The organism is Lentilactobacillus diolivorans DSM 14421 (assembly GCF_001434255.1).
Classification (GTDB): domain Bacteria; phylum Bacillota; class Bacilli; order Lactobacillales; family Lactobacillaceae; genus Lentilactobacillus; species Lentilactobacillus diolivorans.
Map to the genome: position 1 here is coordinate 26,950 of NZ_AZEY01000058.1, position 20,882 is coordinate 47,831.

Consider the following 20,882-nt stretch of genomic DNA (forward strand, 5'->3'; position numbering starts at 1 on the left):
AGTCATGTGAAAAAATGATCGATCTTACCTAGCTTTGAATCACTTTTGAAAAATTTGCTGATGGCTTAGATTTCCAAGATGGGTCAGACAAAAATTTGATGAACTGTTTCTTAGTATTCTAAAGATTTCTAAACTGACCAAAGGGGGACTTGATTTTATTTAACGGATTAGTCTCAATGATCTTGGTTGAGGTTGGGTTAATTAGCGATCTTACCGGGCATGCTTGGAAAAAGCTGATGGGCAATGATACCGTGAATTGAAAAAGTTTTATTTAAAGTGTTACCTATTAAGTATAGTGTTTTTTGGGACTAAATCTTTAATAGTTTTTGTTTCCATTAGGATGTTGATAAAGTAGCTAGATTTTTTGTTCTTTTGAATAAGGACGTCAGGAACAAAAAAACTTAGGAATGATATTTTTACGTTAAAAGGGAGTTGACATTTTTCTTGCAAACCAGCGTGTTTTACAAACGAATCGGTTCTGGATTAATGATTGATTAAGAAATTCACAAACACTACTCTCCCACGCGGTTTCACTCTCATTTTCTATCGATTTCATGAACAATAGAAAAACTTGGTTTCACAACAATGTAAGGGCTTGCAAACGTCGGAGAAAAATGCTAAATTTGAGTTGTGGTTTAGAAGAGATCTATTTGTACATCACAAGTCTAGCTTCAAGGAAAGGAAAGTGTTATCTATGGCAGCAAACAGTAAGCATGTTGTTGATTTTGGACACATCAAATCGACGATGAGCGATCCATACAAGAAACCGGTTCAATTAATTGATGAAAACGGGAAAATTGTAAACAAAGAATTGTTTGACCGTTTCAGCGATGACGATTTAGTTAATTTGATGGAAAAGATGGTTTGGGAACGTGCATTGCACGAACAAACAATGAACTTTTCACGTCAAGGCCGTTTAGGTTTCTATGCTCCTACTTACGGTGAGGAAGCTTCCGAAATGGGAATTGCTCACGCAATGAAGAAACAGGATTATCTATTCCCTGCATATCGTGATTTACCACAATTAATCCAACACGGTGCAACCGTTAAAGAGGGTTATCTGTGGTCCAAAGGTCACTATCAATGCTATGACTATGTAAGACGTGGTGTACGTGCATGGATCCCACAAATTATTATTGGTGCTCAATATGTTCAAATGGCTGGTGCCGCTCTTGGTATCAAGAAGAACGGTGAAAAAGATACGGTTGCCTATGCATTTACTGGTGATGGTGGGACGTCACAGGGTGACTTCTATGAAGGAATCAACTTTGCAAGTTCATTCCAAGCACCTGCTGTATTCTTTGTTCAAAATAATGGCTGGGCAATTTCAGTACCACGTAAGACACAAACTGCTGCTGAAACGTTAGCTCAAAAGGGTGTTGCTTCTGGTGTTCCGGGTGTTCAAGTTGATGGAATGGATATTTTAGCAACATACTTGGTTGCAAAGGATGCTCGTGACTTCGCAGTTGCAGGTAATGGACCAGTCTTAGTTGAAACTTTGACATATCGTTTCGGTGCCCACAGTTCTGCGGGTGATGATCCAAGCCGTTACCGAACTAAGGAAGAAGAAAAGCCATGGTTCGACAAAGATCCACTTATTCGATTACGAAAAGTGCTCACTGACAAGAAACTTTGGGATCAAGACAAAGAAGACAAGTTAGTGGCTCAATATAAAGATGAATTTAAGCAAGCAATGAAAGATGCTGAAGCTGCTCCTAAGCAGAAGGTTAGTGACTTCTTGAAGCACACATTTGAAGTACCAACCCCAGATGTAGCAGCCGACATTGAGAAATTTCAAGCAAAGGAGTCGAAGTAATCATGGCTAAATTAACGTATATTAAGGCAATCACTGATGGATTAGATCAAGTGTTACAAGAAGACCCTAAGACGCTGATTTTCGGTGAAGATGTTGGTAAAAATGGTGGTGTGTTCCGAACCACTCAAGGCCTTCAAGATAAATTCGGAACCGACCGTGTATTCGATACACCATTAGCTGAATCAGGAATTTTAGGATTATCAATTGGATTAGCTTTAACCGGTTGGCGTCCAATTCCAGAAATTCAATTTATGGGATTCACAATGGAAGCTGTTGACTCAATTGGCGGCCAAATGTCACGTAACCGTTTCAGAATGTCAGGCGACGTTTCGATGCCAATTACAATTAGAACACCATTTGGTGGTGGTACGCATACTGCTGAACTTCACGGTGATTCACTTGAGAACATGTTTGTTGGTATTCCAGGATTGCGAGTGGTTACACCTGCTAATCCATACGATGCTAAAGGCATGGTTATCTCAGCCGTTGAAAATAATGACCCGGTTCTGTTCATGGAAAACTTGAAACTCTATCGTTCAATGAAAGATGAAGTTCCAGAAGGTCACTATACAGTACCGCTAGATAAAGCAAAGGTAGCTCGTGAGGGATCTGACATCACAATTGTTGCTTACAGTGCTGAAGTAAATGAAGCACTCAAAGTAGCTGATAAATTAGAAAAAGAGAACATTTCAGTTGAAGTGATTGATTTACGATCATTATCACCAATTGATACTGCTACAATTTTTGCTTCAATTGATAAGACTCATAAAGTAGTTATCGCCCAAGAAGCTCAAAAGATGGCCGGTGTTGGTGCTCAAGTTGCATCAGCAATTGCTGAAAACGACATTATGTCATTGGATGCACCAATTGGCCGAGTTGCCGCACCTGACAGTATCTTCCCATTTGCAATGGCTGAAAATGATTGGCTACCAAATGCTGATGATATTGAAGCAAAGGTTCGCGAAATTTTAAACTACTAAAATTCTAATTGGTATAGAAAGGAAGTTAGACCCCATGGCTTATGAATTTAAACTCCCAGAGCTTGGAGAAGGAATGGCCGAAGGTGAAGTTGCATCATGGTTGGTAAAACCAGGCGACAAAATTAAGGAAGACGATCCTGTTGTTGAAATTCAAAACGACAAGTCCGTTCAAGAATTACCTTCTCCAGTGGCCGGAACTGTTAAATCAATTGAAAAACAAGAAGGAGAGACTGCCGAAGTCGGTGATGTGTTAGTTGTCATTGATGATGGTTCTCCAGATACCGGCGGTACTGCACCAGCTGCTGCTCCGGCAAAAGAAGAAGCAGCGCCTGAACCGGCAAAAGAGGCAGCACCTGCACCAGCTGCTGCACCGGTTGCTGCTGCACCAACTGGCGGAACACCAGCTGCTGCCAATCCGGATAAATTAGTTAAGGCGATGCCATCTGTTCGTCAATATGCTCGTGATGAAGGTGTCGATATCACCGCAGTTCCTGCAACTGGTAATCATGGTCAGGTAACTAAAGCTGATGTTGATAACTTTAACCCTGCTGCTGCGCCCGCTGCAACACCAGCTGCACCAGCCGCCGGTCCAGCACCAGCAGCTGCAAAAGCAACTGGCGGCCCAATTAAGCCATACAAGTCAAGTCAGCCAGAACTTGAAACTCGTGAACCAATGTCGATGATGAGAAAGATCATTGCCAAGTCAATGCGAAGCTCTAAAGATATTGCACCTCACGTTACGTCATTTGATGACGTTGAAGTGACTGCTTTAATGGCTAACCGAAAGAGATACAAGGAAATTGCCAAAGACCGTGACATTCATTTGACATTCCTGCCATATATTGTTAAAGCTTTGGTTGCTGTTATGAAACAATACCCTGAGTTTAATGCATCAATTGATGACAGCACGCAAGAAATTGTTTACAAGCATTATTACAATATTGGGATTGCTACCAATACTGATGATGGCTTGTATGTACCAAATATCAAGAATGCTGATGCAAAGGGTATGTTTGAGATTGCCAAGGAAATCACTGAAAATACTCAAGCAGCTTATGATAACAAGTTATCTGCAGATAAGATGAGTGGTGGTTCAATTACCATTAGTAATGTCGGCTCAATTGGTGGTGGCTGGTTCACACCAGTTATCAACCAACCTGAAGTTGCTATTCTTGGTGTTGGTAAAATTGCTAAGGAACCATATGTTGATCCTGAAGATGGCGAAATTAAAGTTGGCAATATGTTGAAGCTTTCGTTAAGTTATGATCACAGATTGATTGATGGTGCGCTTGCTCAAAACGCCTTGAATTTGATGAACAAGTTGCTTCATGATCCAGATATGCTTTTGATGGAGGGATGATCGAATAATGGCTGATGTTGAAAAGAAAGAAACAGTTATCATCGGAGCTGGCCCTGGTGGGTACGTTGCCGCAATCCGAGCATCCGAATTAGGACAAAAGGTAACCTTGATTGAAAAATCAGATACCCTTGGTGGTGTTTGCTTAAACGTTGGTTGTGTTCCTTCCAAGGCACTAATTCAAGCCGGACATCGTTTTCAAGAAGCAAATGATGCGTCGACATACGGAATTACCACGCAACCTGCAACGATTGATTTCAAAAAGACGCAAGATTGGAAACAGAAAAAAGTTGTTGATCGAATGACAAGTGGTGTCAAGATGCTTTTAAATAAGCATAAGGTTGAAATTATCCAAGGCGAAGCTGTTTTGGATAGTGATACGCAATTACGGGTAATGCCGGTTGGACCACAACAATTTATGTCAACAAACACCGGGACAACAATTCAATTTGATAATTTGATTATTGCCTCTGGCTCTCATCCAATTGAAATTCCTGGATTTAAGTTCGAAGGTCGAGTGGTTGACTCAACCGGCGGCTTGAACCTACCGGAAATTCCAAAAGAGTTTGTTGTTATTGGTGGTGGCTATGTTGGGACTGAATTAGCCGGCGCATATGCAAACTTGGGTTCCCATGTCACGATTATTGAAGGTTTACCATCAATCCTTGCTGGGTTCAGTAAAGATATGGTTTCAGTTGTTTTGAAGAGCTTGAAAAAGAAGGGCGTTGATGTTGTCACCAGCGCAACTGCTAAGAAAGCGGTTCAAGACGATCAATCAGTCAGTGTTACCTATGAAGTTGATGGTAAGGAAACAACGGTTAAGGCTGATTACTGCATGGTAACGGTTGGCCGTCGTCCAAATACAGATGATCTTGGTTTGGAATACACCAAGGTTAAACTAGACGATCATGGCATTGTTCAAACTGATGAACAAGGTCGGACCGATTCACCGCATATCTTTGCAATTGGTGACATTGCTTCAGGACCTGCTCTAGCTCATAAGGCATTCTTCCAAGGAAAAGTTGCTGCTGGTGCAATTGCCGGCAAGAACACTGCTAATGATTATATTGGCGTTCCAGGAGTTTGCTTCACTGACCCAGAGATGGCCGTTGTTGGGATGACTCAGGCACAAGCAAAGGATAAAGGCGTTGAAGTTGCAACTGCCAAATTCCCATTTGCAGGAAATGCTCGAGCAGTTTCACTGGATGAAGCTGAAGGGTTTGTTCGTTTAATTTACACTAAGGATGATAAGACAATTCTTGGCGGCGAAGTTGTTGGCCCAGGTGCCAGTGATTTAATTGCTGAACTTAGTTTGGCAGTTAACGGCCGAATGAACGTTGAAGATATTGCCTTAACAATTCATCCACATCCAACCTTGAGCGAGCCAATTCAAGAAGCCGCTGATGTTGCACTTGGCTTCCCAACTCATATTTAGATAACAATACGTTGGCTACTGATTTATCAATAGCTTGCTGGTTAAATAAGTTAAAATTAGACTTGGTTAGAAAACTGATTTTATTCAGTTTCACTAACTGGGTCTTTTTTGTGTCATGTTGAGGATGATGTCCAAAGGATAGCAATTCATAGAAATATCGAGGCTGAGACAAAAGTAATTTTGTCCGGTCCCGTTTTGTGTAATCACGATTGTTACCAGGCAAAAACGCGGGATAAAAGGCAACTTCCAGTCGTGTAATCGGATTATCCAAATATTCAAATTCAGAATATCTCGCTGAAACTTGTTACTTAGCTAAAACGTGGACCAGCAAGCAGCCCCCGGCCATATAAGCCCCCTGACTTAATATTCCAAAACCGGGAATATCAAGTCAGGGGGCTTATATTCTGGGAGCTAACCGCTTGCTGGCCCACTCTGGTTTTTGAGAACTACAATGATTGCTGCGTTTATTTACCAGATTTGAGTGCTTGTTGTTTTCTGACTTTGTTTTATCAGACTTACAAGATATAAACGGATATCTAAAAACTCTTTTGAGGTGTCGCGGCTTTATTTATTGAACACGACAATTTTTATTTCACAAAGTCAGAATCTATTCTATAATTAAGCCATGAATGAATTTATCGAGCTATGAGATGATGGTTATTTACTTAACTGATTGGAGTTGGTTAAATGAGTCAAGAATATGAGTACCCATTAATAGACGGGTTGAATGTTGATGAAATTGTGATTTTGACTGATTTTTATCAGAGTATTGAAGAAGCATATGAAAATTCTTCTGGAATTCCGCGGCCAAAATTTATGACGGCTTATAACGCTTTTAAACGAATCATTCCTTCGAAGATGGAACAAAGACAGCTGGAGCGTGAGTTTAAAGAGCAGTCTGGTTACGATGCTTTTCAAGTTATCAAGACTGCTGACCGGAATGATAATAAAATAATTAAGGTGTATGGGGCAAAAAATGGAAATTGATGAAATAAAAGAGATTGATAAGACGGTTAAGAGTTGGTTGCGGGAATCTCGTGACAATGTTTTACGGAAAATTGATACGCGATTGACAGTAAATACTAAGACTAGTCGTAAGGATCTAGTGACCAACATTGATAAGCAAAACGAACAGTTTTTAGTTTCAAAGATTCGAGATTTTGATCCTGAATCTCGTATTCTTGGTGAGGAAGGTTTTGGGGACAAGGTTGTGTCCACTGAAGGTCAGGTTTGGATTGTTGACCCAATTGACGGCACAATGAATTTTGTGAAGCAGCGCAATCATTTTGCAATTATGATTGCGCTTTACGTCGATGGTGAAGGTGTTCTCGGCTATATTTTAGACGTGATCGGAAATCGACTGTTATCTGGCGGGCCGGCACTTGGTGTGTTTGACAATGGTCACCCGTTGGCAGAGGTGGTTGATACGCCACTTTCTAATGGGCTGATTGGGCTTAGCGGACCGTTGGTGCTGCATAACACGTTTAATATGGTTGATATTGCTCAAAAGTCGCTGGGAATGAGGATTTATGGCAGTGCAGGAATCGACATTATTTCGGTGCTCAGAGGAGAATTGGTGGGGTATATTTCTTATCTGAAACCGTGGGATTTTGGGGCCGGCAGAATTCTATGCGATGTTGCTGGACTTGAAATGACAACTATTGACGGAAAGCAGTTAGGTGTGTTATCATCAGAACCGGTATTGTTAGCAACACGAAATGCACATCGAGACATTCTTACAATTGTAAGTCAATAGTCATACTGTGACGGTTGTCACAGTTTTTTTATGCAAATAGATATGAAAATACATTAAGATGTGTTATCTTCGGTAAGAACTTATTAATGAAGGGAAGCAAACGACTTGGATACAAAATTAAAAACACGTAACGACATTCGCAATATTGCAATTATCGCCCACGTTGACCACGGTAAGACAACTTTGGTTAATGAATTATTGAAACAATCAGACACTTTGGCCGCACATACTCAAATTGAGGATCGGGCCCTTGACTCGAACGCAATTGAAAGAGAACGAGGTATCACCATTCTTTCAAAGAATACGGCTGTTAAATATGGGGACAAACAAATTAACATTTTGGATACCCCAGGACATGCGGACTTCGGTGGTGAAGTTGAGCGAATCATGCGAATGGTCGATGGTGTTTTACTGGTCGTTGATGCTTTTGAAGGGACAATGCCTCAAACCCGATTTGTTTTGAAAAAGGCTTTGGAACAACATTTAACCCCAATCGTGGTTATTAATAAGGTTGACCGTGAAGGTGCTCGTCCTGAAGAAGTTGTTGATGAAGTGCTGGACTTGTTTATTGAATTAGGTGCTGATGAGGAACAATTGGACTTCCCAGTTGTTTATGCTTCAGCAATGAACGGGACTTCAAGCTATGATTCTGATATTAGCACCCAAGCGCATACAATGAAGCCAATCTTTGATACGATTATTAAGGATATTCCAGCGCCAATTGATAACTCTGAAGAACCACTTCAATTCCAAGTTGCCTTACTTGATTACAACGATTTTGTTGGTCGTATCGGAATTGGCCGAATTTTCCGTGGTCGGATTAAAGTTGGCGACAACGTTACGGTTATGAAATTAGATGGATCGAAGAAGAACTTCCGAGTTACTAAGTTAATGGGATTCATCGGTCTTAAGAAAGTTGATATTAATGAAGCAAAGGCCGGTGATTTGATCGCAGTTTCCGGTATGGAAGAAATTAATGTTGGTGAAACAGTGGTTGATCCTCATACGCCTGAAGCTTTGCCAATTTTACGAATTGATGCGCCAACGCTGCAAATGACTTTTGGAACCAATACATCACCATTTGCCGGCACGGATGGTAAGTTTGTGACTGCTCGCCAGTTGGGTGATCGTCTGAAGCGTGAACTTCATACTGATGTTTCATTACGAGTTGAAGATACTGATCAACCAGGTGCTTGGACTGTCTCTGGTCGTGGGGAATTGCATTTGTCAATTTTAATTGAGACATTGCGCCGTGAAGGATTTGAATTACAAGCATCACGTCCGGAAGTTATTTATCGTGAAATTGATGGTCAAATGAGCGAACCATTTGAATCTGTTCAGATTGACACACCTGACGAATATACAGGTTCAATTATCGATACGCTTTCACAACGAAAAGCAGAAATGCAAAATATGGAAACGACTGATAATGGTCAAACTCGTTTAACCTTCTTAGCACCTTCACGTGGATTGATCGGATATTCAACTGAATTCTTATCATTAACGCGTGGCTATGGGATTATGAACCATACTTTCGAGAAGTATCTCCCGGTTATCAAAGGCTGGAATCCTGGTCGGACAAAGGGAACTTTGGTTTCAATGAATGATGGTAAGGCCACCACCTATGCCATGATGGGAATTGAAAGTCGTGGTACCTTATTGATTGATCCAGGTACCGAAGTTTATGAAGGAATGATCGTTGGCGAAAATAACCGTGAAAATGACATTACGGTTAATATTACAAAGGGTAAGAACTTAACCAACGTTCGTGCTGCTGGTTCTGATGATATGGCACGAATTAAGACACCTACTCATTTATCACTTGAAGAGTCACTTGAATTTTTGAACACGGATGAGTTGTGTGAAGTAACACCTCATTTCATTCGTCTTCGTAAAAAGATTCTTAACACTAATTCACGTGAAAAGGATGCCAAGCGAAAGAAGCATAACTAAAATATGACTGACTTGTTAGTTAGTACTGACGTTAGTTATCTTTCCTTGATTATTGGTAAACTCTTTTTTCAATAACTGATGACTGGTTAAATAAATAAAAAACATTAACAAGGGAGCTAACTACATTTGTGGTTGGCTTTTTTGCTGTTATGTTAATAATTTATCGATAAAGGTGAGCTTTAGAAACAAAGATTTTGTCAAATGGTATAGCTAACCAGACTTCTTTTTAAGACTCGATTAATTCTTTAAGGCGTACAAGGACGATAACTTACTTTATGCTATAATGTAAACCAATGCATTTACATATTGCGCATAAATTGGAGTGGAATCAATGAACCGCTTAAGAAATATTGATTATTTAATTTTTATTCCTTATCTCATTATGAGTACTATTGGAGTAATTATGGTCTATTCGGCCAGTGCCAACATTGGTGTTCAAAATGGTGGTAGTCCGTTTGGATATTTAATTAAACAGCTAATTTTTACTGGAATTGGTTTTGTGATCGTTTGTATGATGACGGCTTTAAATATCAATAAGTTACGTAACAAAACGCTTTTATTGGGATTTGAAATTGCCTTGTTTGTTATTTTGTGCTATTTATTATTAGTTGGCGAAACAATCAATGGGGCCGCTGGTTGGATTCGACTGGGACCTCTTAGCATTCAGCCCGCAGAATTTGTGAAGTTCTTTCTGATTATTCGATTAGCTAATGTTATCGACCAAAAGCAGGATATTATTTCATTATCTTCACAAAATTGGTGGCATGAGCTTTGGCCCACTATGGTGAGAACAACAATTTTACTTTTACTAATATTCATGCAACCAGATGCTGGTGGAGCTGCGATCAATTTTGCGATTGCTTTCATCATTTTGATGACCAGTGGTATTTCGTGGAAAAAGGGATTGGCAGGTATTTTTGGCTGTATTGCACTGATTGCTGCAATCATCAAGTTTGTTTTGGTGCCATTATCAAAAGTAAGTGATTCTTACCAGCTACAGCGAATAATCGCGTTTACCAATCCATTTGGTCATGCAACTGGTGCTGGCCAACAATTGGTTAATTCATATTATGCGATTAGTAACGGTGGTTTGTTTGGGGTAGGGCTCGGAAACAGTATTCAAAAAACGGGTTATTTACCAGAACCGAATACTGATTTTATAATGGCAATTTTGACGGAAGAATTAGGAGCCGTTGCAGCAGTTTGTGTTTTGGCGATGCTGGCTCTGATTGTCACCCGAATTGTTTTAATTGGTGTTCGGAGCAATGATACGTATCAAAGCTTGATCTGCTATGGTACTGCAACTTATTTAACCATCCAAGCATTGTTCAATATGGGCGGTGTCTTAGGCATCTTGCCAATTACCGGTGTGACTTTTCCATTTATTAGCTATGGGGGATCTAGCATTTTAACGCTTTCCCTTTGCTTGGGTCTGGTATTAAACATTAGTGGTCGGCAAAAGCAAGCGCGACACGAATTGAAAATGGCTGCTGTAAGATAGAAGTTAAAGGAGATGAAGGGCCATTGGCATTTGAAATTCAACCAACTGAAGGATTGATTGTTTATTTACATTCCTTGAAACATTCTCGAAATCTAAGATCATTTGGTCGGCTATACTATGTTTCCAAGAGAATGCGGTATGCGCTGTTATATGTCAGTTTGAACCAAGAGGACGAGGTAATTAAAAAGTTAACTGCTCAAAATTACGTTAAACAGGTTGTGCCCTCCCATCTGAACGAGCTTTTAAGTAAGGTAGCTGATAATGACTCTAATGGTCAAGATGATGATGATCGATTTGATGAAGATTTTGAAAATTAACGAGGTAAATGATGCGAATTGTATCTGGTGAATATGGTGGTATTCGATTAAGTCCGGTAAAGAGTGACAAAACACGACCAACAACTGATAAAGTAAAAGAGTCTTTATTTAGTATGACAGGACCATACTTTAATGGTGGCGTCTTTCTCGATTTATTTGCAGGATCTGGCGCGGTTGGAATTGAAGCAGTTTCCCGAGGAATGAGCAAGGCCGTATTAGTTGATCGTCAATTTCAAGCCATCAAGGCAATTAAAGAAAATATTGATAAAATTCATGCTCAAGACCAGTTTGAAGTTATTAAAGGAAGTGCTGATGCGGTTTTAAAACAGTTAGCTGATCGTCAGATGACCTTCGATATGGTATTTTTAGACCCCCCATATAAGAAACAACGGATTATTGATACGTTATCGTTATTAACAGAATTAAAGTTACTATCTGATCAAGCCGTAGTGATCTGTGAAACGGACAACCAAACTGATCTGCCGACTGAAGATGGACGGTTCAAAGCCATAAAAAGAAAGAATTATGGATTAACTAATCTGGTTATTTATAACTATCAAATGGAGAATATGCAATGACAAGTGGATTATATGCGGGAAGTTTTGACCCCATTACTTTGGGGCATGTTGATGTTATTAGACGTGCAAGTCGAATTTTTGATCGTGTAATTGTCACAATTAGCATTAATACAAGTAAACACGCGCTCTTTTCAATCGAGGAGCGGACTCGTTTTGCAAAAGAAGCGTTGCAGGCTTTTAAAAATGTGACCGTTGTTTCTTCGCATGAATTAACCGTTAATTTCGCCGAACAAATGGGGGCCGACGTTTTAATTCGTGGGGTACGTGGCAGTTCGGACATTGACTCTGAACTTGCAATTGCCGGATTAAACGAGCAATTGGATGCCAAAGTTCAAACCATTTTTATCCCAACAGCGGCAAATTATCGTGACTTTTCATCCAGCATGATTAAAGAAATCGCAAAATTTCATGGTGATGTGAGTCATTTTGTCCCTGAACAGGTTGCGATAGCGTTACAATCTAAATTTCAATAATAAAGTTGGTGGATTATGCGAAAAACTGGATATAAAAAATATGTACTCCTGGGAATTGCGCTTGTTGTTTTCCTAGCGGGGCTTTTTTGGCCATTGCCTAATTATATTGAAGGACCTGGCGATGCCTCTGATTTAAGTAAAATTGTTGCAATTAAGAATCACCCTGACAAGCATAAGGGAATGTTTATGCTGACCTCGGTTAGTATTATGCAGGCAAGACCGGTTACATATCTATATGCTAAATTAAGTCCATATTATTCTGTTGAGTCAGACGAGAATATTACGGCTGGTCAGGACATGAAAGAATATGATAAGGTTCAACATTTTTATATGGAAAGCTCGATTGGCGAAGCAATTTATACAGCATACAAGCATGCTCACCAATCAGTTAAGCGGACGTATAACGGCATATACGTGCTTGATATTCAGAAGAAGTCCAAGTTTTATCATCGGTTAAAAGTTGGTGACGTGGTTGTTAGGATTAATGATCATAAATTTAATAGTTCGAATGGGTTTGTCAATTATGTTAAGAAACAAAAGCTGGGGCAACGGGTCACCGTTGAGTATCGACGAAATGGCAAGGATCATCAAGTAACTGCACCGTTAATTAAGATTGCCAAGCATCGAGCGGGTATTGGTATAACGCTAACGGATGATGTCAAAGTGACAACCGGGGTTCCAATTAAGGTGAATCCCGGACAGGTGGGTGGACCTTCGGGTGGTCTGATGTTCTCACTTCAGATTTACAGTCAGCTGACTAATTCCAATTTACGTCATGGTCAAAAAGTTGCTGGAACTGGAACGGTTGATGCTCAAGGCAACGTTGGTGAAATCGGGGGAATTGATAAGAAAATCATTGCCGCTAAAAAGAATGGCGCAAAAATTTTCCTTGCCCCTTACATTAAACCTACAAAATCGATTTTGAAGTTGGAACCCGGTCATCAGACCAATTACCAATTAGCCAAAGCCACTGCCAAAAAATATGCACCTTCAATGAAAGTTATTCCTGTTAAGAGCTTTTCTCAGACTGTTTCTTCACTGCAGCAATTCCAGACAAAGTAAAGGTTAATTTGAAGCAATCAAAGTTAATTGTTAGTCGTCCAAACTAAGTGGTAGTTAAGATGTTTTACTTAAGCCAGTAATCGGATCATCAATTTAAAACACGAAATTAGCGAAAAGGGTTAAAACTATCCAAAGAGTTTTAACCTTTTTTTGCGTACCTATACTTTAGAAGGGAGGAACAGTATGAATAGGATTCGGGAATATATTGATGAGCATCTTAATCAGGTTCTTATTGGCTTAATATCAGTAATTGTTATTTTCATCATTATTATTGGAGTGATGACTTTTCATCGACAGTCAGCGGCGACACTAGATGATCAGAATGGTTTTGCTAATTCAATCTCGTCTAGCGAATCGTCTTCGACTTCGGTTGCCTCAACTGAGGAAGGCTCCCGCTCACCTGAGCCAAGTAGTAGTACGGCCAATCAGCAAATGTATGTTGATGTGAAAGGAGCCGTTAAAAATCCTGGCGTTTATCAAATCAATGCTAATATGCGGGTCGTTGACGCGATTAATCTAGCTGGCGGTTATAATCATTCGGCTGATCGTAAGCACATTAACCTGGCCCAAAAGTTATCTGATCAGCAGGTAGTTTACGTTCCAATTAGGGGAGAAGTGAAAGGCAATCCTGTTACTTCAACCAATCCCGGCCCACAGGCTTCGGCAGCTTCAGCGACGTCGGAAAGTCAAACCGGTGATTCCCAAGACGTTACGACTGCATCTTCTGGAAACGAGCAGCAGATCAATTTAAACACAGCTGACAAAACAAAACTGCAGGAGTTAAATGGTATTGGTGAGAAAAAGGCAGATCAAATTATTGCCTATCGACAAGCCCATGGACAATTTAAACGAATTGAAGAATTAAAGGATGTCCCTGGGTTTGGTGACAAAACATTTGATAACCTAAAGTCATCAATTTGTGTGTAGCTGAATTGACGATTTTGAGATATGATTTACATCATGGAAGGTGAAATATATGGATAAGCGAATCAAATGGGATCAGTACTTTATGCTCCAAGCGGTCTTATTAGCGTCGAGAAGCACATGTGAGCGATTATCAGTGGGGGCCGTTATTGTTAGGGATAAGCGAATTATCGCTGGTGGTTACAATGGGTCGGTTGCTGGTGATGATCACTGTATTGATGTTGGCTGTTATTTGGTCGATGGTCATTGCGTCCGAACAATTCATGCTGAAATGAACGCAATTCTGCAGTGCGCAAAATTTGGTGAAAGCACTGATAATGCAGAGATTTATGTCACTGATTTTCCATGTCTGCAATGTACCAAGATGCTATTACAAGCCGGTATTCGTAAAATTAATTACTTGCGAAATTATCATAACGATGATTATGCTCAAAAGCTCATCAAATTAAAGAATATTGAACTCAATAAAATCACATTAACTCAGACGGACATGCAGCAGGTTCCGTTTGATTCCTATTTATCTGATTAATCATTAAAAATTGGCTGATTTTTCCAGCATTAACGATATTGCTCCTAAGTGGCATTATTTATAGTAATCGCATCATATTTGGTATACTGTTGTCAATTTTGATCCTAAGGGTCTTCCTCTTGGATTATCATCGGATTTTGATTGTTTGTGGTTTGACAATGATCGGTTTCTTTATGGCTGTTGGAATAACTGAAAATCAATTAACGACCGCCACCGTTAAAGGATCCCGGACTGAAGTGGTCAAAGTTTATCCAGATGTGTTAAATATAAATGGTGATCGGTTTAATTTGGTTGCAATTTCGTCAGCAACTCATCGCAAGGCTGTTTACTATGGTCAATTTAAGTCGAGCGATCAAAAGCAGCAGTTATTGGCCTCAACAAAGCCGGTGTTGGTCAAAATGATTGGTGATTTTGGTTCTTTTTCCGTGGCAACCAATGTTAATCAATTTGACGTCGGTCATTATTATCATCACCAAAAGATCGCCCAAGTATTTACAGCTAGCAACATTGTTTCAATCATTCCGAAAACACAGTTATCGATGGTTGACCGAATTCACGTTGTTCGAAGTTTGTTCAATAGGTATTGCCAAAAGCTGCCTAATGTTTTGCGAATGTATGCAATGGGATTAATTAGTGGTACCAGGCAAAACGATTTCTTTAATGAAATGACTGGGGTTAAGCAACTTGGCCTGTTACATGCATTTAGTATTTCAGGGATGCATGTAACTTATTTCTTGATCATTATTAATCAATTAATGAACTTAGTTGGATTGGGGAAGTTTAAGCAGGCATTCATTGAATTAATTTGTCTCGTGGGCTATTCTGTGTTCGCGGGTGCGTCGGCAGGCGTGTTGCGGGCAGTCATGATGGCGGCCATTGGTATCATCAACAAATTGTTTAAATGTCACTTGACGCAACTTGATTTATGGAGTTTGACGCTAATCATCAATTTGTTTCTGTATCCGGAGGCAATGTTATTGATGGGGGTTCAGTTGAGCTATGCGCTATCATTTGGATTGATCGTATCAACTAACTTATCATACGTGAAACAGACAGTTCTGTTGAATCTGTTAACGGTGCCAATCTTACTTTTTCATATCTATGAGTGGCACTTCTTAAGTGTCGTTGTCAATCTTATTGTGCTACCGTTATTTGGAAAGGCTATTTTTCCGTTGGTATTTGTTGGTCTTGGATTGGGGTTGCTCAATCCTGATTTTGCCGCACCAGTTGAGTTTGTTTTAAAGCTGTTCAACGATGCCCTGAATCTTATCGGAGCCCTTCCTGGGATGATTGTTTTTGGAAAACCGTGTTTGTTGGTAGTTTTGATTATGCTCCTGTTAACACTTTTACTTATTCTCAAAACTGGTCGAGTGAAAGCAATAACGGCCCTGATTTCTGTTTATCTGGCTGCGTTTTGGTGGATTCATTTTCCAATTAAGGGTGAAGTGACAATGTTTGATGTTGGCCAAGGAGACAGCTTTTTAATCCGCAAACCCTTTAATCGTTCAGTTACATTGATTGATACGGGCGGGCGGGTTCAGTTTGGTCAAGAAGACTGGCAAAGAGGAACGTTAAATTATCAAGCCACACGAATCGCCATTAATTATCTCAAAAGTATTGGTATTTCACGAATTGATAATCTCTGTGTGAGTCATCAGGACGCTGACCATTGTGGAGATTTGCCGGCATACATTTCAGAAATGAAAATCAAGCGGATTATCATTCCATTGGGGATGGATAAAAACACCAGTTTTATGGCCAGAATTTCTGATCGAGATGCCAGCACCAAAGTAATTCCGGTCAATGATGAAATGAAGGTCCGAGAATTACCATTTTTGATCTTACATCCTTACAGTTCTGGGAGAGGTGAAAATCATGATTCGATGGTTTTAAGTTGTCAACTTGGCGGTTTAAGGTGGCTATTTACTGGAGATCTTGATCGACAGGGAGAACTGGACACACTTAATCGGCATCCTGGTCTGTCGACGGATGTTTTAAAAGTTGGCCATCATGGTAGTCGGACAGCATCTGACCCACGGTTTATTTCTCAGCTTCACCCCAAAATTGCTTTGATTTCTGCCGGGAGAAATAATCGCTATCATCATCCAAATCAAGAAACACTGGTAACCCTTGCGCAAGCACATATTAGTGTTGCCAATACTCAAACAATGGGTATGGTAAGATATATATACTGTGGTAATAAAGGTCACTTCGAGTCAGTTCAAGGTGGTAATGAAGGGAAAATGAAATGAATTTCGAACAACTAACAAAGCAGTTAACATCGGGTAATCCTGATCGAGTTTACTTAATTCTGGGCGATCAAGCCTACTTAGCTGATCAAATTAGAAACGCTTTTGTTCAGTTAATTCCAGATGGTGAAAGAGCCATGAATATTGGTAGCTATGATATGGAGGACGTTTCCATTTCAACTGCACTTGAAGACGCTATTTCTGTGCCGTTTTTTGGTGAAAAAAGGCTGGTTATTGTGAACCGACCTTATTTTTTGACCGGAATGCGAGTTAAAACCAAGGTTGAGCATCATATGGATGACTTGCTGGCTTATTTAAATCATCCAGAGGATTCAACAATCATGGTATTCTTTGCGCCATACGAGAAGCTCGATGCTCGAAAAAAAGTTACTAAGGCTTTGAAAAGGGTGGCAACGATTGTTGAAATTGGCCGGTTGCGTGAAAATGAAATTAAACAATTGATTCGTCAACGAGTGAGTGAAAAGGAATTTAAAATTGATGAGGATGCCCTAGAACGAATGGTGCAATTGACCGGTGGAAAACTGACTGCTATGATGAATGATCTGCCAAAGCTATTATTATATAAAAATGATACTAAGGTTATTGATGTAGCTGCCGTTAACGGCCTGGTCAGTCGGTCGCTGGAACAAAATGTGTTTGACTTGGTCAACAGTGTTTTGAAGAAAAAGCCTAAAGAATCTATGGATATCTATCAACAGCTGATTTTAGAAAATAGTCAACCAATTCAAATTAATGCTGTCTTGATTCAACAGTTTCGATTATTGCTACAGGTTATGATTCTTCAAAAACACGGTTATTCTCAAGGAAGTTTAGCATCAACCTTAAAAGTTCATCCATACCGTGTTAAATTGGCATTGCAAACGATTCGTAAATTTAATTATGTTCAATTACGAGAAGCTTTTGTTGGGCTTGTAGATACTGAACGGGAAATGAAGTCGACTAGTCGTTCACCAGAATTATTATTTGAACTTTTTATCTTAAAGTTCATGAAAAAGCAAGGGTAACTGCTATTGAAATCCTACAGGACTATTCAAACGTGATACCAGTGGATAGGGAAAATATGTTTTTCTAGAAGAAACTTAATCTCACAAAAAAATGATTGCTGATCTTTTAACCGATTATTTATCGGCAAAGGTCAGCAATCATTTTTAGTTGGAAATTGTCATATAAGGGTATAAAAAAAGTTGTTAGAAGAACTAACAACTGGAAGAACTTTAATTGGCTAATCTTTTAGTTAATCGTGACTTGTCACGGGCAGCTTTATTAGCTTTGATTAATCCCTTTGACTTTGCGCGATCAATTGCACTGATTGCGTTAATGTATAAATCCTTTGCGTCGTCTGAACCAGCAACTTGTGCCTTTTCGAACTTCTTAACAGCAGTTCGATAAGTACTTAGTTGGGCAGCGTTACGGCGTTGAGCTTTTTCATTAGTTTTAACACGTTCGATAGCAGATTTAATGACTGGCATTTGATTCACCTCCGAGTAATTTTCTAAGTAAAAATAATAAATTTCAACAAGCATCATTATACAAAACTGATGACCTGATTGCAAGCAAAACTGGTAAGGATCTGCGAGGAATCACTTGTATTAGTTGCTGAAATCCGTTATACTATTTTTTGTGTGTTGATAGACCTTCAACTTAGTTTGTCGGATACCACTTGCCGCTAACTCAGTTGTTGGATTAATTTAGAAAAGGTGGTTATTTAATTATGGCAGTTACACAAGCACAAAAAGATGAACTTATTAAGAAGTTTGGTCGTCACGAAGGCGACACTGGATCAACCGAAGTTCAAATTGCAATTTTGACAGCTGATATTAATGAAATTAACGAGCATATGCGAACTCATCGTAAAGATTATCATTCACAACGTGGCTTGATGAAGAAGATTGGTCATCGTCGTAACTTGATTGCATATTTACGTAATAAAGATGTTGCACGTTACCGTGATCTTATCTCTGAATTAGGATTACGTCGTTAAAATTTTTAAGAACTGGAGAAATCCGGTTCTTTTTTTATACATTTGACCACCCGAAAAGTAATATTTGTTTAAAAGTTCGGGTATTCATTAAAAATATGGTAAACTAATAACAGCTGAATCCGAACGTTTAAAAAGATCTAAATTATTTTTTGAGGTGAAACATGAAAAACGAAATAAAGGTAATGCCCATTGGTGGTGTCCGTGAGAATGGTAAAGACATGTACGCGGTTGACATCAACGGAGGAATCTATATTTTAGATTGCGGTCTAAAATACCCTGAAAATGAACTATTGGGAATTGATGTTGTAATTCCTGATTTCAGTTATTTGAAAGAAAATAAGGATCGAATTGTTGGTGTTTTCCTAACCCACGGTCACGCTGATTCAATTGGGGCGATATCGTACTTCTTAAGTGAATTTGATGTCCCGGTATTTGGTTCTGAAATGACGATTGAACTTGCCAAGTTGAATGTTGCTGACTCTGAAAAACCAAAGAGTTTTGATGACTTCCACGTGGTTAGCGATCGTAGTGAAATTGATTTTGATGATATTAAAGTAACATTTTTTAAAACAACCCATTCGATTCCCGGATCATTGGGAGTCGCCATTCATACAGCTGATGGTGCGATTGTTTATACGGGTGATTTTAAGTTTGATCAAACAGCAGCACCCATGTATCAAACTAATTATTCTGCCTTAACTCAGTTAGGTGATGAGGGCGTCTTAGCCCTTTTAAGTGATTCAGGGAATGCTGAAAATCCGAATCCAAGTGCTTCTGAAAAGAAGATTGGTGAATATATTTATGATACATTTAACTATCATGATAGCCGGATCATTGTTGCCAGTGTCGCATCTAATATTTTAAGGATGCAGCAGGTTTTTAATGCCGCTGCCAGATGTGGTAGACGGGTTTATTTGACGGGGCACGACCTTGAGCGGATTGTTAAGACGGCGATGCGGCTAAACACCCTTAAATTACCAAAAGACGATTTATTGATCGATTCGATTGATGAGCTTAATAAAATGGCGCCAGATAAAGTCGTTATTATTCAGACTGGTAAAATGGGTGAGCCAATTAAAGCAATCCAAAGAATGGCCAACAAAGAGCAGAGCGATATTAATATTGAGCCTAATGACTTAGTCTTTATTACGACGACACCTTCAACGGCGATGGAGACTCAAGTTGCCAAGACCCGCGATATGGTTTATCGTGCAGACGGTGAAGTTAAGATGATTTCTGACGAAATGAATTCGTCTGGTGACGCTAGTCAAGCAGATCTCCAACTCTTAATAAATTTATTGCGGCCTAAATTTATCATTCCTGTTCAGGGTGAATATCGATTGATGGAGTCTCATGCCCAATTAGCTAAACAAATTGGATACACTGACAAGGAAATTGCGTTACCGGATAAGGGTGACATTATTTCGATTAATAAAGATGAAATGTGGTTGAGTGGGAGTGTGTCACTTGCGGATACCATGATTGATGGAATCGGAATTGGTGATATTGGTAATATTGTTCTTCGTGATCGAAAAGTGCTTTCAGAAGATGGTATTTTTGTTGCGGTTGTTACAATTGACCGTAAGAAAAAACGAATTGTTTCAAAGCCTAAATTAACATCTCGTGGGTTTGTTTATGTAAAAGCTAATAAAGATTTGATGCAAGAAGCTGCCGGAATTATTGAAAAAACGGTTACTAATAATCTTGAACATAAAGAGTTTGATTGGAGTAATCTTAAACAGGATGTTCGGGATAGCTTAAGTGACTATTTGTATAAGCAAACTAAGCGACGTCCAGTCATTTTGCCGGTTATTATGGAAGTTAACCAACATCATCGACGTTCGGCTAAGAAACATCAGAAAGATTCAGCAAATAAATAAGGATAGCGTCATCGAAATCAGTTAAAGCGCAACTGTTGCTTATAAGTTAGTTAAAAATAATGGTATGCTG

19 protein-coding genes are annotated in these 20,882 nt (G+C 39.4%); 18 read left to right on the forward strand and 1 reads right to left on the reverse strand.

Going from position 1 to position 20,882, the window contains the following annotated elements; genetic code table 11:
• Positions 1-694: 694 nt before the first annotated feature.
• The 16 genes from pdhA to holA all read left to right on the forward strand — a co-directional run bounded on the left by pdhA (position 695) and on the right by holA (position 17,955).
• Complete coding sequence (gene pdhA / locus FC85_RS05815) at positions 695-1,816, forward strand: pyruvate dehydrogenase (acetyl-transferring) E1 component subunit alpha (RefSeq protein WP_057864607.1); 1,122 nt, start codon at positions 695-697, stop codon at positions 1,814-1,816.
• 2 nt (positions 1,817-1,818) lie between these two features.
• Entirely contained in the window at positions 1,819-2,796 is a 978-nt protein-coding gene (locus tag FC85_RS05820) for an alpha-ketoacid dehydrogenase subunit beta (RefSeq protein ID WP_057864608.1), read from the forward strand.
• A 34-nt stretch (positions 2,797-2,830) separates the two neighbouring features.
• A complete protein-coding gene (locus FC85_RS05825; protein ID WP_057864609.1) occupies positions 2,831-4,156 on the forward strand; it encodes a 2-oxo acid dehydrogenase subunit E2 in 1,326 nt (441 codons plus the stop codon).
• Between the two features lie 7 nt (positions 4,157-4,163).
• The gene (lpdA, locus tag FC85_RS05830; RefSeq protein ID WP_057864610.1) at positions 4,164-5,588 is read left to right on the forward strand and encodes a dihydrolipoyl dehydrogenase; all 1,425 of its coding nucleotides are present in this window, start codon (positions 4,164-4,166) and stop codon (positions 5,586-5,588) included.
• A gap of 687 nt (positions 5,589-6,275) precedes the next feature.
• Positions 6,276-6,575 (forward strand): UPF0223 family protein, encoded by a 300-nt coding sequence (locus tag FC85_RS05835; protein ID WP_057864611.1) that lies wholly within the window; start codon positions 6,276-6,278, stop codon positions 6,573-6,575.
• On the forward strand, positions 6,565-7,344 hold the full coding sequence (locus tag FC85_RS05840; protein WP_057864612.1) for an inositol monophosphatase family protein: 780 nt from the start codon (positions 6,565-6,567) through the stop codon (positions 7,342-7,344). The genes FC85_RS05835 and FC85_RS05840 overlap by 11 nt, the downstream gene beginning before the upstream one ends.
• Before the next feature lie 105 nt (positions 7,345-7,449).
• Positions 7,450-9,297 (forward strand): translational GTPase TypA, encoded by a 1,848-nt coding sequence (typA, locus tag FC85_RS05845; protein WP_057864613.1) that lies wholly within the window; start codon positions 7,450-7,452, stop codon positions 9,295-9,297.
• 331 nt (positions 9,298-9,628) lie between these two features.
• A complete protein-coding gene (locus FC85_RS05850) occupies positions 9,629-10,798 on the forward strand; it encodes an FtsW/RodA/SpoVE family cell cycle protein (protein ID WP_057864614.1) in 1,170 nt (389 codons plus the stop codon).
• A gap of 23 nt (positions 10,799-10,821) precedes the next feature.
• The gene (locus tag FC85_RS05855) at positions 10,822-11,115 is read left to right on the forward strand and encodes a DUF2129 domain-containing protein (RefSeq protein ID WP_057864615.1); all 294 of its coding nucleotides are present in this window, start codon (positions 10,822-10,824) and stop codon (positions 11,113-11,115) included.
• Positions 11,116-11,126: 11 nt separating this feature from the next.
• Positions 11,127-11,693: a 16S rRNA (guanine(966)-N(2))-methyltransferase RsmD gene (rsmD, locus tag FC85_RS05860; RefSeq protein ID WP_057864616.1), complete on the forward strand. Its 567-nt coding sequence runs from the start codon at positions 11,127-11,129 to the stop codon at positions 11,691-11,693.
• A complete protein-coding gene (gene coaD / locus FC85_RS05865; RefSeq protein WP_057864617.1) occupies positions 11,690-12,166 on the forward strand; it encodes a pantetheine-phosphate adenylyltransferase in 477 nt (158 codons plus the stop codon). Before rsmD ends, coaD begins: the two co-directional genes overlap by 4 nt.
• Positions 12,167-12,181: 15 nt before the next feature.
• Positions 12,182-13,228 (forward strand): SepM family pheromone-processing serine protease, encoded by a 1,047-nt coding sequence (locus FC85_RS05870; protein WP_057864618.1) that lies wholly within the window; start codon positions 12,182-12,184, stop codon positions 13,226-13,228.
• Positions 13,229-13,411: 183 nt separating this feature from the next.
• On the forward strand, positions 13,412-14,155 hold the full coding sequence (locus FC85_RS05875; protein WP_057864619.1) for a helix-hairpin-helix domain-containing protein: 744 nt from the start codon (positions 13,412-13,414) through the stop codon (positions 14,153-14,155).
• Positions 14,156-14,204: 49 nt separating this feature from the next.
• Entirely contained in the window at positions 14,205-14,681 is a 477-nt protein-coding gene (locus FC85_RS05880; protein ID WP_057864620.1) for a ComE operon protein 2, read from the forward strand.
• 119 nt (positions 14,682-14,800) lie between these two features.
• Complete coding sequence (locus FC85_RS05885; protein ID WP_307726103.1) at positions 14,801-16,933, forward strand: DNA internalization-related competence protein ComEC/Rec2; 2,133 nt, start codon at positions 14,801-14,803, stop codon at positions 16,931-16,933.
• On the forward strand, positions 16,930-17,955 hold the full coding sequence (holA, locus tag FC85_RS05890; protein WP_057864622.1) for a DNA polymerase III subunit delta: 1,026 nt from the start codon (positions 16,930-16,932) through the stop codon (positions 17,953-17,955). The genes FC85_RS05885 and holA overlap by 4 nt, the downstream gene beginning before the upstream one ends.
• 210 nt (positions 17,956-18,165) lie before the next feature.
• Here holA and rpsT read toward each other — a convergent pair whose 3' ends face one another.
• Positions 18,166-18,420, reverse strand: a complete 255-nt coding sequence (rpsT, locus tag FC85_RS05895) for a 30S ribosomal protein S20 (protein WP_057864623.1) — start codon at positions 18,418-18,420, stop codon at positions 18,166-18,168.
• Positions 18,421-18,662: 242 nt separating this feature from the next.
• Between rpsT and rpsO the strand changes: the two genes are divergently transcribed.
• Positions 18,663-18,932 (forward strand): 30S ribosomal protein S15, encoded by a 270-nt coding sequence (gene rpsO / locus FC85_RS05900; RefSeq protein WP_057864624.1) that lies wholly within the window; start codon positions 18,663-18,665, stop codon positions 18,930-18,932.
• A gap of 161 nt (positions 18,933-19,093) precedes the next feature.
• On the forward strand, positions 19,094-20,812 hold the full coding sequence (locus tag FC85_RS05905; RefSeq protein ID WP_057864625.1) for a ribonuclease J: 1,719 nt from the start codon (positions 19,094-19,096) through the stop codon (positions 20,810-20,812).
• Positions 20,813-20,882 lie beyond the last annotated feature (70 nt).

Bases quoted from the DNA above. Each gene is read 5' to 3' on its own strand.
- pdhA (WP_057864607.1), top strand. From the start codon at position 695: ATGGCAGCAAACAGTAAGCATGTTGTTGATTTTGGACACATCAAATCG.
- lpdA (WP_057864610.1), top strand. From the start codon at position 4,164: ATGGCTGATGTTGAAAAGAAAGAAACAGTTATCATCGGAGCTGGCCCT.
- FC85_RS05825 (WP_057864609.1), top strand. From the start codon at position 2,831: ATGGCTTATGAATTTAAACTCCCAGAGCTTGGAGAAGGAATGGCCGAA.
- FC85_RS05840 (WP_057864612.1), top strand. From the start codon at position 6,565: ATGGAAATTGATGAAATAAAAGAGATTGATAAGACGGTTAAGAGTTGG.
- FC85_RS05870 (WP_057864618.1), top strand. From the start codon at position 12,182: ATGCGAAAAACTGGATATAAAAAATATGTACTCCTGGGAATTGCGCTT.
- holA (WP_057864622.1), top strand. From the start codon at position 16,930: ATGAATTTCGAACAACTAACAAAGCAGTTAACATCGGGTAATCCTGAT.
- rsmD (WP_057864616.1), top strand. From the start codon at position 11,127: ATGCGAATTGTATCTGGTGAATATGGTGGTATTCGATTAAGTCCGGTA.
- FC85_RS05850 (WP_057864614.1), top strand. From the start codon at position 9,629: ATGAACCGCTTAAGAAATATTGATTATTTAATTTTTATTCCTTATCTC.
- FC85_RS05880 (WP_057864620.1), top strand. From the start codon at position 14,205: ATGGATAAGCGAATCAAATGGGATCAGTACTTTATGCTCCAAGCGGTC.
- FC85_RS05905 (WP_057864625.1), top strand. From the start codon at position 19,094: ATGAAAAACGAAATAAAGGTAATGCCCATTGGTGGTGTCCGTGAGAAT.
- coaD (WP_057864617.1), top strand. From the start codon at position 11,690: ATGACAAGTGGATTATATGCGGGAAGTTTTGACCCCATTACTTTGGGG.
- rpsO (WP_057864624.1), top strand. From the start codon at position 18,663: ATGGCAGTTACACAAGCACAAAAAGATGAACTTATTAAGAAGTTTGGT.
- FC85_RS05820 (WP_057864608.1), top strand. From the start codon at position 1,819: ATGGCTAAATTAACGTATATTAAGGCAATCACTGATGGATTAGATCAA.
- FC85_RS05875 (WP_057864619.1), top strand. From the start codon at position 13,412: ATGAATAGGATTCGGGAATATATTGATGAGCATCTTAATCAGGTTCTT.
- FC85_RS05835 (WP_057864611.1), top strand. From the start codon at position 6,276: ATGAGTCAAGAATATGAGTACCCATTAATAGACGGGTTGAATGTTGAT.
- rpsT (WP_057864623.1), bottom strand. From the start codon at position 18,420: ATGCCAGTCATTAAATCTGCTATCGAACGTGTTAAAACTAATGAAAAA.